The following is a 13,659-nucleotide window of genomic DNA, read 5'->3' on the forward strand; positions in this document are numbered from 1 at the left end:
AAAATCGATGACCTTTTTACGGCAGTTCTGATGTCGTTACCTGCCTTAATTGCAAAAAAATGTGACAATGCGCAAATTTTTCTGGAACAGATCTCGCAAATTTCTTGCCTGACCGTGCTTTTTATTCGGACTGCTCACCCCAATCGTTTACCATAGAGACGTCAATTTTTAACAGGATGAGATTACTGGTGTCTGACTCTGCCGCGCGCCCGACTTTTTTGTTCCACGATTACGAAACCTTTGGCACCCATCCGGCGCTGGACCGACCGGCGCAGTTTGCGGCTATCCGTACCGATGACGAATTTAACATCATCGGCGAACCCGAGGTGTTTTACTGCAAGCCTGCCGATGACTATCTGCCGCAGCCGGGCGCGGTGATGGTGACAGGCATCACGCCTCAGGAAGCGCGGGATAAAGGCGTTAGCGAAGCGGAATTTGCCCGTCGCATCCACGATCTGTTCACGGTGCCCAATACCTGCGTGGTGGGTTACAACAACATCCGCTTTGACGATGAAGTGACGCGTAATATCTTCTACCGCAACTTCTACGATCCGTACGCCTGGAGCTGGCAGAACCGCAATTCACGCTGGGATTTGCTGGATATCATGCGCGCCTGTTATGCGCTGCGCCCGGAAGGGATTCACTGGCCGGAGAACGACGACGGATTGCCGAGCTTCAGGCTCGAGCACCTGACGCGCGCCAACGGCATCGAGCACAGCAATGCCCACGACGCGATGGCAGACGTTTACGCGACCATCGCTATGGCGAAACTCGTTAAAACCGCACAGCCGCGCCTGTTTGAGTATCTGCTGAGCCACCGCAGCAAGCAGAAGCTGATGACGCTGATTGATGTGCCGCAGATGAAACCGCTGGTGCATATTTCAGGGATGTTCGGGGCGTGGCGCGGGAACACGAGCTGGGTAGCGCCCCTCGCCTGGCACCCGGATAACCGTAACGCCGTCATCATGGTGGATCTTGCCGGGGATATCTCCCCGCTGCTTGAGCTTGACAACGACACCTTGCGTGAACGGCTGTATACGCCGAAAGAGGCGCTGGGTGACCTGCCCGCTGTACCGGTTAAACTGGTGCACATCAATAAATGTCCGGTGCTGGCCCAGGCCAATACGCTGCGCCCGGAAGACGCCGACCGGCTGGGGATTAACCGTCAGCACTGCCTCGATAACCTGAAAGTGCTGCGCGACAACCCGCAGGTGCGTGAGAAAGTCGTCGCCATTTTTGCCGAAGCAGAGCCGTTCGTGCCGTCTGAAAACGTGGATGCGCAGCTTTATAACGGCTTCTTCAGCGACGCCGACCGCGCGGCGATGAATATCGTGCTGCAAACCGACCCGCGTAATCTGCCCGCGCTGGATATCACCTTTGCGGACACGCGCATTGAGAAGCTGCTGTTTAACTACCGGGCGCGCAACTATCCCGGCACGCTGGATGAGGCTGAGCAGGAGCGCTGGCTACAGCATCGACGCAACGTCTTTACCCCGGAATTTCTCAACAGCTACGCTCAGGAGCTGGAGATGCTTTACGGCCAGTATGAAGGGAATGCCGAGAAACAGGCGCTGCTGAAAGCGCTATACCAGTATGCGCAAGAGCTCATCTGAAATGCAGAGATAAAAAAACCGGAGACCATCGTCTCCGGTTTTTTTTGCCCGGTGGCGCTTCGCTTACGCGGGCCTACGGGATATTCAGGTCGGGTAAGCCGTAGCCGCCACCCGACACAGTCTTACGCGACGTCTTCGTACTGAGGAACCGGGTTGCGGAAGCTCTTCGTCACGCAGGCCAGGTAAACCAGGCCGATACCTGCCCAAATCAGGCCAAGCACCATTGAGCTCTCTTCCAGGTTAACCCACAGCGCGCCCACGGTCATAGCACCACACATCGGCAGGAACAGATACTGGAAGTGGTCTTTCAGCGTCTTGTTACGCTTTTCACGGATCCAGAACTGAGAGATCACCGACAGGTTAACAAAGGTGAACGCCACCAGCGCACCAAAGTTAATCAGCGCCGTTGCCATCACCAGGTCAAAGTTAATCGCCAGAAGCGCGATCGCACCGACCAGAATGATGTTCATCGCCGGGGTACGCCATGTTGGATGCACGTAGCCGAAGAAGCTTTTCGGGAATACGCCATCGCGGCCCATAACGTACATCAGACGCGCAACGCCTGCATGCGCGGCCATACCGGACGCCAGTACGGTGATGGTCGAGAAGATCAGCGCGCCGACCTGGAACGCTTTACCCGCCACATAGAGCATAATTTCCGGCTGAGAAGCATCCGGATCTTTGAAGCGAGAGATATCCGGGAAGTACAGCTGGAGGAAATAGGTCGAGAAAATAAAGATCAGGCCACCAATCAGCGCCGTCAGGAAGATTGCACGCGGAATAACGCGCTCTGCATCTTTCGTTTCTTCAGACAGGTTGCTGATACCGTCAAAACCGGTAAAGGAGAAGCACAGAATCGTCGCCCCGGTAATCATCGGGATCACATGCGCATCACCAGACCAGAACGGCTTGCTGCTCGCCAGAGTGCCCGCGCCTTCGCCGTGGAACACACCGTAAATCACCATGCCGAGGATCACGGCAATCAGTACAACCTGAAGCACAACGATAACGGAGTTAAAGTTGGCAACGGACTTGATGCTGCGCAGGTTGAAGGCCGTCATAAAGGCCACCAGCGCCACGACGAACATCCAGGATGGAATCGATGGCACCAGCGCTTCAAAATAGATTTTTGCCAGCAGAATGTTGATCATCGGCGCGAACAGATAGTCGAGCAGCGAAGACCAGCCCACCATAAAGCCGACCGTCGGGCTGATGGATTTCTGGGCATAGGTGTAGGCGGAACCGGCAGACGGATAGCGGCGCACCAGTTTACCGTAGCTGAGCGCGGTAAAGAGGATCGCAATCAGTGCAAAGCCGTAAGCCGTCGGCACATGACCGTCCGTGAGGCCTGATACGATACCGAATGTATCGAACAGCGTCATCGGTTGCATATAGGCAAGGCCCATCATGACAACCGGAATCAACGTAAGCGTTTTACGTAATTCCACGCGAGAGGTGTTTGGAGTTGCGTTATGCGACATAGTTATTCTCCTTTACGGTGATAACCGCCACGTAAGCGAAAAATTGCCCCATTTCTTTCTTCCTCAGCGACAACAACTGTCGGATTTTAGTAAGTATCTATCCGGTACGAAGCCCGGCCTCTTGGTTTTTAGTTTCGTTTCGTACATGCAAAAAAAAATAACCGACGCCTTTTATATCGTCGATTATTTATTTGTTTGCAGCGGCGGCATTTTGCCCTATTCAAGATACAAAAGGCAATACATTGAGAAACGAGCCCATAAAATAATTTTTCTAACTGGTTGATTTACCATCATCTGCCTGAGTGTAAACTGTCGCGATAGCACTATTTGCTAAAATTTCGTCTCGCCACCAGGCGCTGGCAAGCCCGGCGGTTTGTTCATTCCAGCCTACCCATACCGATTCGTTACTGCTCTGCGCTAAAACCTGTTTTTCCACCAGCGCGCCGCTTTCTATAAACCGCTGAGCTAAATAACGGGGAAGGTAACCGCACCCGAGGCCGCTTATTTGCAGCTCCAGCTTGGTTTTAAAATCAAAAACGGTGATGGCCTCCTGCTCATCCAGAAGCTGCGATGAAATACCGCACTCGGGACGCGAGCTGTCTCCCACCACAATGGCGCGATGGTTTTTGATGACGCGTCTTGAAACTGGCTCCGGTTCATTTGCCAGCGGATGATGAGGCGCAACGGCAAAAATTTGCTCCAGCACGCCCAGCCGGGCGAAACCAAATTCACTCAGCTGAGGAGGCTCGTGCAGGGCTCCAACGATAATATCCGCCCTGCCCTGGGTCAGGGCGTCCCATGAACCGCCCAGCACGCCGTTGATAAAAACCAGACGCGTGACGCTATGGCGCTGATAAAACGCCTCGATAAGCGGGGTAAGCAGTGAAAAAGGGAAAGTATCATCAACTCCAATCACCAGCTCATTTTCCCAGCCCTGGTGAAGCTTAACGGCCTGCTTTTCCAGCTCGCGCACCGCATGCAGCACGTCACGCCCTTTTTCCAGCAGCATCTGCCCTGTACGGGTGAATCGCGCGCGATGCCCGGAACGGTCAAGGATTTGGATATTAAGATCGCTCTCGAGCTTTTGCACGGTATAGCTCAGAGCCGAAGGCGTTTTATAGAGCTTCGCCGAGGCGGCGGCAAAGCTCCCCTCTTTTTCAAGCGCATCCAGAATAACAAGAACATCCAGCAGCGGTTTCATCTTCGCCCCCTTGCGGTGTGCGATTGTCTCCGCTGATGCAGTTATTCCATGGGCATAACCAGCGGATCGGGATACTGATACTCAAATCCCAGTTCATGGCAAATACGATTGCCATCAATAATTTTGCCTTTGCGTTCCCCCTGCGCATCACTGAACACCGGTGGCGCCAGGCCAAGCTGGCGGGCCATCAGCGGATAAAAGGTGCTGCGCGGCGGGTGCGAAGGCGCACATATATTATAGATGTGCCCCCCTTTCGGAGCCTGTAAAAGCAGTTCTATTGCGCCGACAACATCTTGAAGATGCACAAGGTTAACCCCGTGCTGACCATCCGGCGCGGATTTACCGGCAAAGAAGCGCCCCGGATGGCGCCCCGGCCCCACCAGCCCGGCCAGACGTAAAATATCCACCTGCGTGCCGGGCAGATTGTGCAGCCAGTCTTCCAGCTCTTTCAGTACCCGACCGCTGGCGGTCACCGGACGGCGCTCGGTGTTCTCCTTCGCCGTACCGTCGATATCGCCATAGACGGAGGTCGAGCTGGTGAAAATAATGCGCGGAACATGGTGCGCCAGGGCGCTGTCGACAATCTCCTGCACCGCCTGCAAGTAAAACGTCTCGCCCGGCCCGCTGCGTCGCGCCGGTAAGGTTATGACCAGCGCATCCACATTCATCAGTTCGTCCAGCTCGTCGGTATCGCAGATAAGCTCGGGTTCGAGGCGCAGCTCGACACCGTCAATGCCGCACATGCGTGCCGCTTCAACCCCATCTCGGGTGGTCTTACTCCCTGTCACCTGCCAGCCTTTCGCGGCTAATGACATCGCCAGTGGCATTCCTAACCACCCTAACCCGACAATCGCGACCTTTTTCATGTACCTTCTCCGCTTAACTACCCCTGTTATAAGGCTACGCCAGCCTGGTGGAACGCACAATTCATACCATCAATATGAAATGAATTAATGATCAAAAAAAGCCCTTGCTTTATGGCGTATAACTGGTTTAGGTTAAAAGACATCAAATGCATAAGCATTCAACGAGAATTTATATGACACGCGTTCCTTTTAAAAACCACCATCATCACCATCATCCTGACTAGTCTTTCAGGCGATGTGTGCTGGAAGACGTTTGGATCTTCCAGTGGTGCATGAACGCATGAAAAAGCCCCCGGAAGATCATCTTCCGGGGGCTTTTTTTTGGACCGCATTCAGACAGGTTAAAACAGGTTAACGAGGAACTCAGAATGTTAGATAACTCACGTTTACGCATAGCTATTCAGAAATCAGGCCGTTTAAGCGACGATTCACGCGAACTGCTGGCCCGCTGCGGGATTAAAATCAACCTGCACACCCAGCGCCTGATTGCCCTGGCTGAAAATATGCCGATCGACATTCTGCGCGTACGCGATGACGATATCCCGGGCCTGGTGATGGATGGCGTCGTTGACCTCGGCATCATCGGCGAAAACGTACTGGAAGAAGAGCTATTAACCCGCCGCGCGCAGGGCGAAGATCCGCGCTACTTTACCCTGCGTCGTCTGGACTTCGGCGGCTGCCGCCTGTCGCTGGCCACGCCGGTCGATGAAGCCTGGGACGGCCCGGCCGCGCTGAACGGCAAACGTATCGCCACCTCTTACCCTCACCTGCTGAAGCGTTACCTCGATCAAAAAGGCGTGCAGTTTAAATCCTGTCTGCTGAACGGCTCCGTTGAAGTGGCGCCGCGCGCGGGCCTGGCCGATGCCATCTGTGACCTCGTCTCTACCGGCGCCACGCTGGAAGCGAACGGCCTGCGCGAAGTGGAGGTGATTTACCGCTCCAAAGCGTGCCTTATTCAGCGCGACGGTGAGATGGCCGAGGCCAAACAGCAGCTCATCGACAAACTGCTGACCCGCATTCAGGGCGTGATTCAGGCGCGTGAATCCAAGTACATCATGATGCATGCGCCAACCGAGCGTCTCGAGGAAGTCATTGCCCTGCTGCCGGGTGCAGAGCGCCCCACCATTCTGCCGCTGGCGGGTGACCAGCAGCGCGTGGCGATGCACATGGTCAGCAGCGAAACCCTGTTCTGGGAAACCATGGAAAAACTGAAGGCGCTGGGCGCAAGCTCCATTCTGGTGCTGCCAATTGAAAAGATGATGGAGTAACGACCATGAGCTTTAACACAATCATCGACTGGAATACCTGTAGCGACGCGCAACGGCGCGAACTGCTGATGCGCCCGGCCATCTCCGCCTCGGAGAGCATCACCCGCACCGTGGCGGAGATCCTCGATAACGTCAAGGCCCGTGGCGATGACGCCCTGCGTGAATACAGTGCGAAGTTTGACAAGACGGAAGTCGGCACTTTACAGGTTACCGAACAGGAAATCATTGATGCCAGCAGTCGTCTTGGTGATGACATCAAGCAGGCGATGGCCGTCGCGGTGAAAAATATAGATACCTTCCACACTGCGCAGACATTGCAGGCGGTGGATGTCGAAACCCTGCCCGGCGTGCGCTGCCAGCAGGTGACGCGCCCGGTGGCGTCCGTTGGACTTTATATCCCCGGCGGCTCCGCCCCGCTGTTTTCGACCGTATTAATGTTGGCCACCCCGGCGCGCATTGCCGGTTGTCAGAACGTGGTGCTCTGCTCTCCGCCACCGATCGCCGATGAGATCCTCTACGCGGCAAAACTCTGCGGCGTGCAGGCGGTGTATAAAGTGGGCGGCGCGCAGGCGATTTCCGCTCTGGCGTTCGGGACCGAGTCCATTCCCAAAGTCGACAAAATTTTTGGTCCGGGTAATGCGTATGTGACCGAAGCGAAGCGCCAGGTCAGCCAGCGTCTGGACGGCGCGGCCATTGATATGCCTGCCGGGCCGTCTGAGGTGCTGGTGATTGCCGACAGCGGCGCCACGCCGGATTTCGTCGCCTCTGACCTGCTCTCGCAGGCCGAGCACGGACCGGACTCGCAGGTGATTTTACTGACGCCGGATGCCGACATGGCAAAACGCGTGGGCGAAGCCGTTGAGCGCCAGCTGGCCGACCTGCCCCGCGCGGAAACAGCGCGTCAGGCGCTGTCTGCCAGCCGCCTGATTGTGGCCCGCGATCTCGACCAGTGCATCGCCATCTCTAATCAGTACGGCCCCGAGCACCTGATCATTCAGACCCGCAACGCGCGCGATCTGGTCGACAGCATCACCAGCGCAGGCTCGGTGTTCCTCGGCGACTGGTCGCCAGAATCCGCCGGGGATTACGCCTCCGGCACCAACCACGTGCTGCCGACGTATGGCTATACCTCAACCTGCTCCAGCCTGGGGCTGGCGGATTTCCAGAAGCGCATGACCGTGCAGGAACTCTCCCGCGAAGGGTTTGCCTCGCTGGCGTCGACCATTGAAACCCTGGCCGCCGCCGAGCGCCTGACTGCCCACAAAAATGCCGTGACGCTGCGCGTTGCCGCCCTGAAGGAGCAAGCATGAACATCGAAGAATTAGCCCGCGAAAATGTCCGTCGCCTGACGCCCTATCAGTCTGCGCGTCGTCTGGGCGGGAACGGCGACGTCTGGCTGAACGCTAACGAATATCCCACGGCGGTGGCCTTTGAGCTGTCGCAGCAGACGCTGAACCGCTACCCGGAGTGTCAGCCAAAAGCGGTGATCGAGAACTACGCGCAGTACGCGGGCGTGAAGCCTGAGCAGGTGCTGGTCAGCCGCGGGGCGGATGAAGGGATCGAGCTGCTGATCCGCGCGTTCTGCGAGCCGGGTAAAGATGCGGTGATGTACTGCCAGCCGACCTACGGCATGTACAGCGTTAGCGCCGAAACCTTCGGCGTGGCCTGCCGCAACGTGCAGGCGCTCGACAACTGGCAGCTGGATTTGCAGGGCATCGCCGATAACCTCGACGGGGTGAAGGTGGTGTTTGTCTGTAGCCCGAACAACCCGACCGGGCAGATTATCAATCCGCAGGATATTCGTGCCCTGCTGGAAATGACGCGCGGCAAAGCGCTGGTCGTGGCCGACGAAGCCTATATTGAGTTTTGCCCGCAGGCCACGCTTGCTGGCTGGCTTGAAGAGTATCCGCATCTCGTCGTGCTGCGTACCCTGTCGAAAGCGTTCGCCCTCGCTGGCCTTCGCTGCGGATTTACGCTGGCAAATAAAGCGGTTATCGACCTGCTGCTGAAAGTGATCGCCCCGTATCCGCTCTCGACGCCGGTGGCCGATATTGCGGCACAGGCGCTGGCTCCGCAGGGTATCAGCGCGATGCGCGAGCGGGTGGCGCAAATCCTGGAAGAGCGTCAGTATCTTGTCGAGGCCCTGAAAGCAATTCCGTGCGTGGAGCAGGTGTTCGATTCGGAAACCAACTACATCCTGGTGCGCTTCACCGCCTCAAGCGCGATATTTAAATCATTGTGGGATCAGGGCATTATCTTACGAGACCAGAATAAACAACCTACCCTGAGCGGCTGCCTGCGCATTACCGTCGGCACCCGCGCGGAGAGCCAGCGCGTGATTGACGCCCTGAAAGCGGAGAAAGTATGAGTCAGAAGTATCTCTTTATCGATCGTGACGGCACCCTCATATCGGAGCCACCCAGCGATTTTCAGGTCGATCGTTTCGACAAGCTGGCGTTTGAACCCGACGTGATCCCGGTGCTGCTGAAGCTTCAGCAAGCGGGATATAAGCTGGTGATGATCACCAACCAGGATGGTCTGGGCACCGACAGTTTCCCGCAGGCGGACTTTGACGGCCCACACAACCTGATGATGCAGGTGCTGACCTCTCAGGGCATCGTCTTCGACGAGGTGCTGATCTGCCCGCACATGCCTGCCGACGAATGCGACTGCCGTAAGCCAAAAGTGAAGCTTGTTGAACGCTATCTGGCGGAAGAGGCGCTGGATAAAGCCAACAGCTATGTGATTGGCGATCGCGTCACGGACATCACGCTGGCGGAAAACATGGGCATTGCGGGTCTGCGCTACAGCCGGGACGCGCTTAACTGGGCGATGATTGGCGAGCAGCTGACCAAACGCGATCGCTATTCGCACGTGGAACGCAACACGAAAGAGACGCAGATCGACGTGAAGGTCTGGCTCGATCGCGAAGGCGGCAGCAAGATCCACACCGGCGTCGGTTTCTTCGATCACATGCTGGATCAAATCGCCACCCACGGCGGTTTCCGCATGGAGATCGCCGTTAAGGGCGACCTGTATATCGACGATCACCACACCGTGGAAGATACCGGCCTGGCGCTGGGCGAAGCCCTGAAGCTGGCGCTCGGCGACAAGCGCGGCATCAACCGTTTTGGATTTGTCCTGCCGATGGACGAGTGCCTGGCGCGCTGCGCGATGGATATCTCCGGGCGTCCGCACCTGGAATACAAAGCCGACTTTACCTACCAGCGCGTGGGCGATCTCAGCACCGAAATGGTGGAGCACTTCTTCCGCTCGCTTTCTTACACCATGGGCCTGACGCTGCACCTGAAAACGAAAGGCAAAAACGATCACCACCGCGTCGAGAGCCTGTTCAAAGCCTTTGGCCGTACCCTGCGCCAGGCGATCCGCGTTGAAGGTGATGCCCTTCCCTCGTCGAAAGGAGTGCTGTAATGAACGTGGTGATTCTGGATACCGGATGCGCCAACCTGAACTCCGTACGGTCGGCGATTATGCGCCACGGCTATGAGCCGGTAGTAAGCCGCGACCCGGACGTGGTGCTGCGCGCGGATAAACTTTTTCTGCCGGGCGTGGGCACCGCTCAGGCGGCGATGGATCAGATCCACGCGCGCGAGCTGGTGGATCTCATCAAAGCCTGTACTCAACCGGTGCTGGGCATTTGCCTCGGCATGCAGCTGCTTGGCCGCCGCAGCGAAGAGAGCAACGGCGTCAATCTGCTGGGCATTATAGAAGAAGACGTGCCGAAAATGACCGACCACGGCCTGCCGCTGCCGCACATGGGCTGGAACCGCGTTTATCCGAAAGCGGGCAACAGGCTGTTCCAGGGTATTGAAGACGGCGCGTACTTCTACTTCGTCCACAGCTACGCCATGCCCGTGAATACCTACACCATCGCCCAGTGCAATTACGGCGAAGCGTTCACCGCTGCGGTGCAAAAAGATAACTTTTACGGCGTGCAGTTTCACCCGGAACGCTCTGGCGCCGCCGGCGCGCAGCTGCTGAAAAATTTCCTGGAGATGTGATGATAATTCCCGCTTTAGATTTAATTGACGGCACGGTTGTTCGTCTCCATCAGGGCGATTACGGTCAACAGCGCGACTACGGCAACGACCCGCTGCCGCGCTTACAGGCTTACGCCGCCGAGGGAGCTGAGGTGTTGCACCTGGTCGATCTCACCGGCGCGAAAGATCCGGCGAAGCGCCAGATCCCACTGCTTAAAAAGCTGGTGGCTGGCGTGGACGTCCCGGTGCAGGTGGGCGGCGGCGTACGTACGGAAGCCGATGTTGCAGCCTTACTGGACGCGGGCGTAGCGCGCGTGGTGGTCGGCTCGACTGCTGTAAAAGAACCTGAAATGGTCAAGGGCTGGTTCCGCCGCTTCGGCGCGGACGCGCTGGTGCTGGCGCTGGATGTGCGCATCGACGAGCAGGGCAACAAGCAGGTCGCGGTCAGCGGCTGGCAGGAAAACTCCGGCGTAACGCTGGAAGAGCTGGTCGAAATTTATCTCCCCGTGGGGCTGAAGCACGTGCTGTGCACGGATATTTCACGCGATGGTACGCTCGCAGGCTCGAACGTCTCGCTGTATGAAGAGGTTTGCGCGCGTTATCCGCAGGTGGCGTTTCAGTCCTCTGGCGGTATCGGCGAACTGGCGGATATCGCCGCTCTGCGCGGAACCGGCGTGCGCGGCGTGATTGTAGGTCGTGCGCTGCTGGAAGACAAATTTACGGTGAAGGAGGCGATTCAATGCTGGCAAAAAGGATAATACCCTGCCTGGACGTACGCGACGGTCAGGTTGTGAAAGGCGTGCAGTTCCGCAACCATGAGATCATTGGCGACATTGTTCCGCTGGCTAAACGCTATGCCGATGAAGGTGCAGACGAGCTGGTATTTTACGATATCACCGCCTCCAGCGATGGCCGCGTGGTGGACAAAAGCTGGGTGGCGCGCGTGGCAGAAGTAATTGATATTCCCTTCTGCGTGGCGGGCGGGATTAAATCTGCTGACGATGCGGCGAAAATTCTCTCTTTCGGGGCAGACAAAATTTCCATTAACTCCCCTGCCCTGGCCGACCCGGAGCTGATTACGCGTCTGGCGGATCGCTTCGGCGTGCAGTGCATCGTCGTCGGGATCGACACCTGGTTTGATGCCGCGACGGGCAAATATCACGTCAACCAGTACACCGGCGACGAAAGCCGCACGCGCGTAACCCAGTGGGAGACGCTGGACTGGGTGCAGGAAGTGCAAAAACGCGGCGCGGGTGAGATTGTGCTGAATATGATGAACCAGGACGGCGTACGTAACGGTTACGACCTGGAGCAGCTGAAAAAAGTGCGTGCGGTGTGCCAGGTTCCGCTGATTGCCTCCGGCGGCGCGGGCACCATGGAACACTTCCTGGAAGCCTTCCGCGATGCGAACGTGGACGGCGCGCTGGCGGCCTCCGTGTTCCACAAACAGATTATCAATATTGGTGAGTTAAAAACGTACCTGGCCGACCAGGGCGTGGAGATCAGGGTATGTTAACAGAGCAACAACAGGCGCAGCTGGACTGGGAAAAAACTGACGGATTACTGCCGGTAGTTGTACAGCATGCCGTTTCAGGCGAAGTGCTGATGCTGGGATACATGAACCGGGAGGCACTGGCAAAAACCATCGACAGCGGCAAGGTGACGTTTTTCTCGCGCACCAAACAGCGCCTGTGGACGAAAGGGGAAACCTCGGGTCATTTCCTGAACGTGGTCAGCATTACGCAAGACTGCGACAACGACACCCTGCTGGTGCTGGTCAACCCAATTGGGCCAACCTGCCACAAAGGCACCAGCAGCTGCTTCGGCGAGGCGAGCCACCAGTGGCTGTTCCTCTATCAGCTGGAACAATTGCTGGCAGAGCGCAAATCAGCGGATCCTGAGAGCTCGTACACGGCGAAGCTGTACGCCAGCGGCACCAAACGGATTGCGCAGAAAGTGGGTGAGGAAGGCGTTGAAACGGCGCTGGCGGCCACCGTGCATGACCGGGAGGAGCTGACGAACGAAGCGTCTGATCTGATGTATCACCTGCTGGTGCTGCTTCAGGATCAGGAGTTGGATTTAACGACGGTGATTGAGAACTTGCGGAAACGGCATAAATAAAAAAGACCGGGGAAACCCGGTCTTTTTTTATCAGTAAATCAGGATCTTGGCTTGTAGTTTCTCAGCGCGTTACGGCCGAGGACGACAGCAGAACCGATAATCCCACCGAGGAGAACGGCAAGGATGAGGGTGAGGGCTTTCTTAGGGCTGTCACGATAAATGGGCAAATTCGGTTTCATGACGTAACGATACACGTGAATTGTATCCGGATTTACGTTTAAATTCTGAATATCCAATAAATTCTTTTTAGCCTGGTAATAGGAACCGGGGAAGACTAACGGTCGAGACGCTTCGTTATCAACCATTGATTTTAGTGCTACCGCGCCCAGCAGAAACATAGTTTCTTGAGTGACATCCTGTGTTTGCTGGAGTTGCGGTGTATTTATCTTCGCCGCTTCTGCGTCTTTAAGCGCCTCAGAAATCTGTTTGATACGCAGATCCTTCTGCTCCTGAGCAACCTTCTCCTGGTTTGCGAGGGAGTCATTCAACGTAGTGATTTGCTGTTTGAGGTTATCTCTGAGGTCGAGGGTTAGTTCTTTTGCTGTCTGCTCGTCAACCTGCTGGATGTACTGCGCAAGCTGCTTTTGTGCCGCTTCGGCAGATTCGCCTTGGTAGGTTACTGTCAAGGGTAATCCTTGACTTTTAAACGTGGGCTCAATCGTCAATTTCTCGGGTACATCCTGATTCTCCAGCGCCTGAGCTAATGCCGAGAAGGAGGAATTAAAACGTCCAATAGCACGATTCTGAATGTCCAACATGGAAGGGGCTGCCCCGCCATAGAGGATATTCAATGCATTGGAATAGGTGGCAATTTGAGCCGCATCAGGCTGGGCTATGATGGCAGATGACGTCCATTTCTCTTTAGCTACAGTGATGTAAACGCCAGCAAGAACGATAAAAGCAGCAATAAAAGCCCCTATCAACCACTTACCACGCCACAGCTGTAACACTACATCAAGTAAATCAATTTGCTCCGGGTCATTGTTACGTGTGACCAGGTTATTGTTGTTTTGCGTCATACAATCCCTAACAGATGAAAAAGGGCAAAAATAATCTTGTTCCCTTAGTGTATCTGTTGCTGAAGAATTTTCTATAAGAATCCGATGAG

General features: G+C 56.1%; 15 protein-coding genes and 1 other annotated feature. Of the genes, 10 read left to right on the forward strand and 5 right to left on the reverse strand.

The genetic code is table 11. The features are described 5' to 3' along the window. The first annotated feature begins 176 nt into the window (after window positions 1-176). Window positions 177-1,613 (forward strand): exodeoxyribonuclease I, encoded by a 1,437-nt coding sequence (sbcB, locus tag DBR02_RS00725; RefSeq protein WP_369750626.1) that lies wholly within the window; start codon window positions 177-179, stop codon window positions 1,611-1,613. 122 nt (window positions 1,614-1,735) lie between these two features. Here the strand turns inward: sbcB and plaP are convergent, their stop codons facing one another. The 4 genes from plaP to DBR02_RS00745 form a co-directional block, all read right to left on the reverse strand. Further along, the gene (gene plaP / locus DBR02_RS00730; protein WP_003859499.1) at window positions 1,736-3,094 is read right to left on the reverse strand and encodes a putrescine/proton symporter PlaP; all 1,359 of its coding nucleotides are present in this window, start codon (window positions 3,092-3,094) and stop codon (window positions 1,736-1,738) included. Further along, window positions 3,084-3,146 carry a membrane protein YoeI gene (yoeI, locus tag DBR02_RS00735; RefSeq protein ID WP_099458931.1) on the reverse strand — a complete coding sequence of 21 codons (63 nt, stop codon included), beginning with the start codon at window positions 3,144-3,146 and terminating at the stop codon, window positions 3,084-3,086. Before yoeI ends, plaP begins: the two co-directional genes overlap by 11 nt. Before the next feature lie 219 nt (window positions 3,147-3,365). Then, window positions 3,366-4,295 (reverse strand): LysR substrate-binding domain-containing protein, encoded by a 930-nt coding sequence (locus DBR02_RS00740; protein WP_063868372.1) that lies wholly within the window; start codon window positions 4,293-4,295, stop codon window positions 3,366-3,368. A gap of 41 nt (window positions 4,296-4,336) precedes the next feature. Beyond that, entirely contained in the window at window positions 4,337-5,161 is an 825-nt protein-coding gene (locus DBR02_RS00745; RefSeq protein WP_107533336.1) for an SDR family oxidoreductase, read from the reverse strand. Window positions 5,162-5,334: 173 nt separating this feature from the next. Here DBR02_RS00745 and hisL point away from each other — a divergent pair, with 173 nt between their 5' ends. The 9 genes from hisL to hisIE all read left to right on the forward strand — a co-directional run bounded on the left by hisL (window position 5,335) and on the right by hisIE (window position 12,551). After that, complete coding sequence (hisL, locus tag DBR02_RS00750; RefSeq protein WP_099516347.1) at window positions 5,335-5,385, forward strand: his operon leader peptide; 51 nt, start codon at window positions 5,335-5,337, stop codon at window positions 5,383-5,385. Continuing rightward, window positions 5,361-5,484 (forward strand) — a sequence feature (His leader region). It overlaps the preceding gene by 25 nt. Window positions 5,485-5,529: 45 nt before the next feature. After that, a complete protein-coding gene (gene hisG, locus DBR02_RS00755; RefSeq protein ID WP_006811208.1) occupies window positions 5,530-6,429 on the forward strand; it encodes an ATP phosphoribosyltransferase in 900 nt (299 codons plus the stop codon). Window positions 6,430-6,434: 5 nt separating this feature from the next. After that, window positions 6,435-7,739, forward strand: coding sequence for a histidinol dehydrogenase (hisD, locus tag DBR02_RS00760; RefSeq protein WP_107533337.1), 1,305 nt, complete (start codon window positions 6,435-6,437; stop codon window positions 7,737-7,739). Continuing rightward, entirely contained in the window at window positions 7,736-8,797 is a 1,062-nt protein-coding gene (hisC, locus tag DBR02_RS00765) for a histidinol-phosphate transaminase (protein WP_063868369.1), read from the forward strand. The genes hisD and hisC overlap by 4 nt, the downstream gene beginning before the upstream one ends. After that, window positions 8,794-9,861 (forward strand): bifunctional histidinol-phosphatase/imidazoleglycerol-phosphate dehydratase HisB, encoded by a 1,068-nt coding sequence (hisB, locus tag DBR02_RS00770; protein ID WP_107533338.1) that lies wholly within the window; start codon window positions 8,794-8,796, stop codon window positions 9,859-9,861. Before hisC ends, hisB begins: the two co-directional genes overlap by 4 nt. Then, window positions 9,861-10,451 carry an imidazole glycerol phosphate synthase subunit HisH gene (hisH, locus tag DBR02_RS00775; protein WP_107533339.1) on the forward strand — a complete coding sequence of 197 codons (591 nt, stop codon included), beginning with the start codon at window positions 9,861-9,863 and terminating at the stop codon, window positions 10,449-10,451. Before hisB ends, hisH begins: the two co-directional genes overlap by 1 nt. Continuing rightward, a complete protein-coding gene (hisA, locus tag DBR02_RS00780; protein ID WP_107533340.1) occupies window positions 10,451-11,188 on the forward strand; it encodes a 1-(5-phosphoribosyl)-5-[(5-phosphoribosylamino)methylideneamino]imidazole-4-carboxamide isomerase in 738 nt (245 codons plus the stop codon). Before hisH ends, hisA begins: the two co-directional genes overlap by 1 nt. Beyond that, complete coding sequence (gene hisF, locus DBR02_RS00785) at window positions 11,170-11,946, forward strand: imidazole glycerol phosphate synthase subunit HisF (protein ID WP_063868365.1); 777 nt, start codon at window positions 11,170-11,172, stop codon at window positions 11,944-11,946. Before hisA ends, hisF begins: the two co-directional genes overlap by 19 nt. After that, entirely contained in the window at window positions 11,940-12,551 is a 612-nt protein-coding gene (gene hisIE / locus DBR02_RS00790; RefSeq protein ID WP_107533341.1) for a bifunctional phosphoribosyl-AMP cyclohydrolase/phosphoribosyl-ATP diphosphatase HisIE, read from the forward strand. Before hisF ends, hisIE begins: the two co-directional genes overlap by 7 nt. A 38-nt stretch (window positions 12,552-12,589) precedes the next feature. Here the strand turns inward: hisIE and wzzB are convergent, their stop codons facing one another. Beyond that, window positions 12,590-13,570, reverse strand: coding sequence for an LPS O-antigen chain length determinant protein WzzB (wzzB, locus tag DBR02_RS00795; protein WP_107533342.1), 981 nt, complete (start codon window positions 13,568-13,570; stop codon window positions 12,590-12,592). Window positions 13,571-13,659 lie beyond the last annotated feature (89 nt).

Source organism: Enterobacter cloacae complex sp. (assembly GCF_900322725.1).
In the GTDB taxonomy this organism is placed as follows: Bacteria; Pseudomonadota; Gammaproteobacteria; order Enterobacterales; family Enterobacteriaceae; genus Enterobacter; species Enterobacter quasihormaechei.

Excerpts from the sequence above, each read along its gene's own strand:
- sbcB (WP_369750626.1), top strand. The coding sequence starts at position 177 with ATGAGATTACTGGTGTCTGACTCTGCCGCGCGCCCGACTTTTTTGTTC.
- plaP (WP_003859499.1), bottom strand. The coding sequence starts at position 3,094 with ATGTCGCATAACGCAACTCCAAACACCTCTCGCGTGGAATTACGTAAA.
- DBR02_RS00740 (WP_063868372.1), bottom strand. The coding sequence starts at position 4,295 with ATGAAACCGCTGCTGGATGTTCTTGTTATTCTGGATGCGCTTGAAAAA.
- DBR02_RS00745 (WP_107533336.1), bottom strand. The coding sequence starts at position 5,161 with ATGAAAAAGGTCGCGATTGTCGGGTTAGGGTGGTTAGGAATGCCACTG.
- hisG (WP_006811208.1), top strand. The coding sequence starts at position 5,530 with ATGTTAGATAACTCACGTTTACGCATAGCTATTCAGAAATCAGGCCGT.
- hisD (WP_107533337.1), top strand. The coding sequence starts at position 6,435 with ATGAGCTTTAACACAATCATCGACTGGAATACCTGTAGCGACGCGCAA.
- hisC (WP_063868369.1), top strand. The coding sequence starts at position 7,736 with ATGAACATCGAAGAATTAGCCCGCGAAAATGTCCGTCGCCTGACGCCC.
- hisB (WP_107533338.1), top strand. The coding sequence starts at position 8,794 with ATGAGTCAGAAGTATCTCTTTATCGATCGTGACGGCACCCTCATATCG.
- hisH (WP_107533339.1), top strand. The coding sequence starts at position 9,861 with ATGAACGTGGTGATTCTGGATACCGGATGCGCCAACCTGAACTCCGTA.
- hisA (WP_107533340.1), top strand. The coding sequence starts at position 10,451 with ATGATAATTCCCGCTTTAGATTTAATTGACGGCACGGTTGTTCGTCTC.
- hisF (WP_063868365.1), top strand. The coding sequence starts at position 11,170 with ATGCTGGCAAAAAGGATAATACCCTGCCTGGACGTACGCGACGGTCAG.
- hisIE (WP_107533341.1), top strand. The coding sequence starts at position 11,940 with ATGTTAACAGAGCAACAACAGGCGCAGCTGGACTGGGAAAAAACTGAC.
- wzzB (WP_107533342.1), bottom strand. The coding sequence starts at position 13,570 with ATGACGCAAAACAACAATAACCTGGTCACACGTAACAATGACCCGGAG.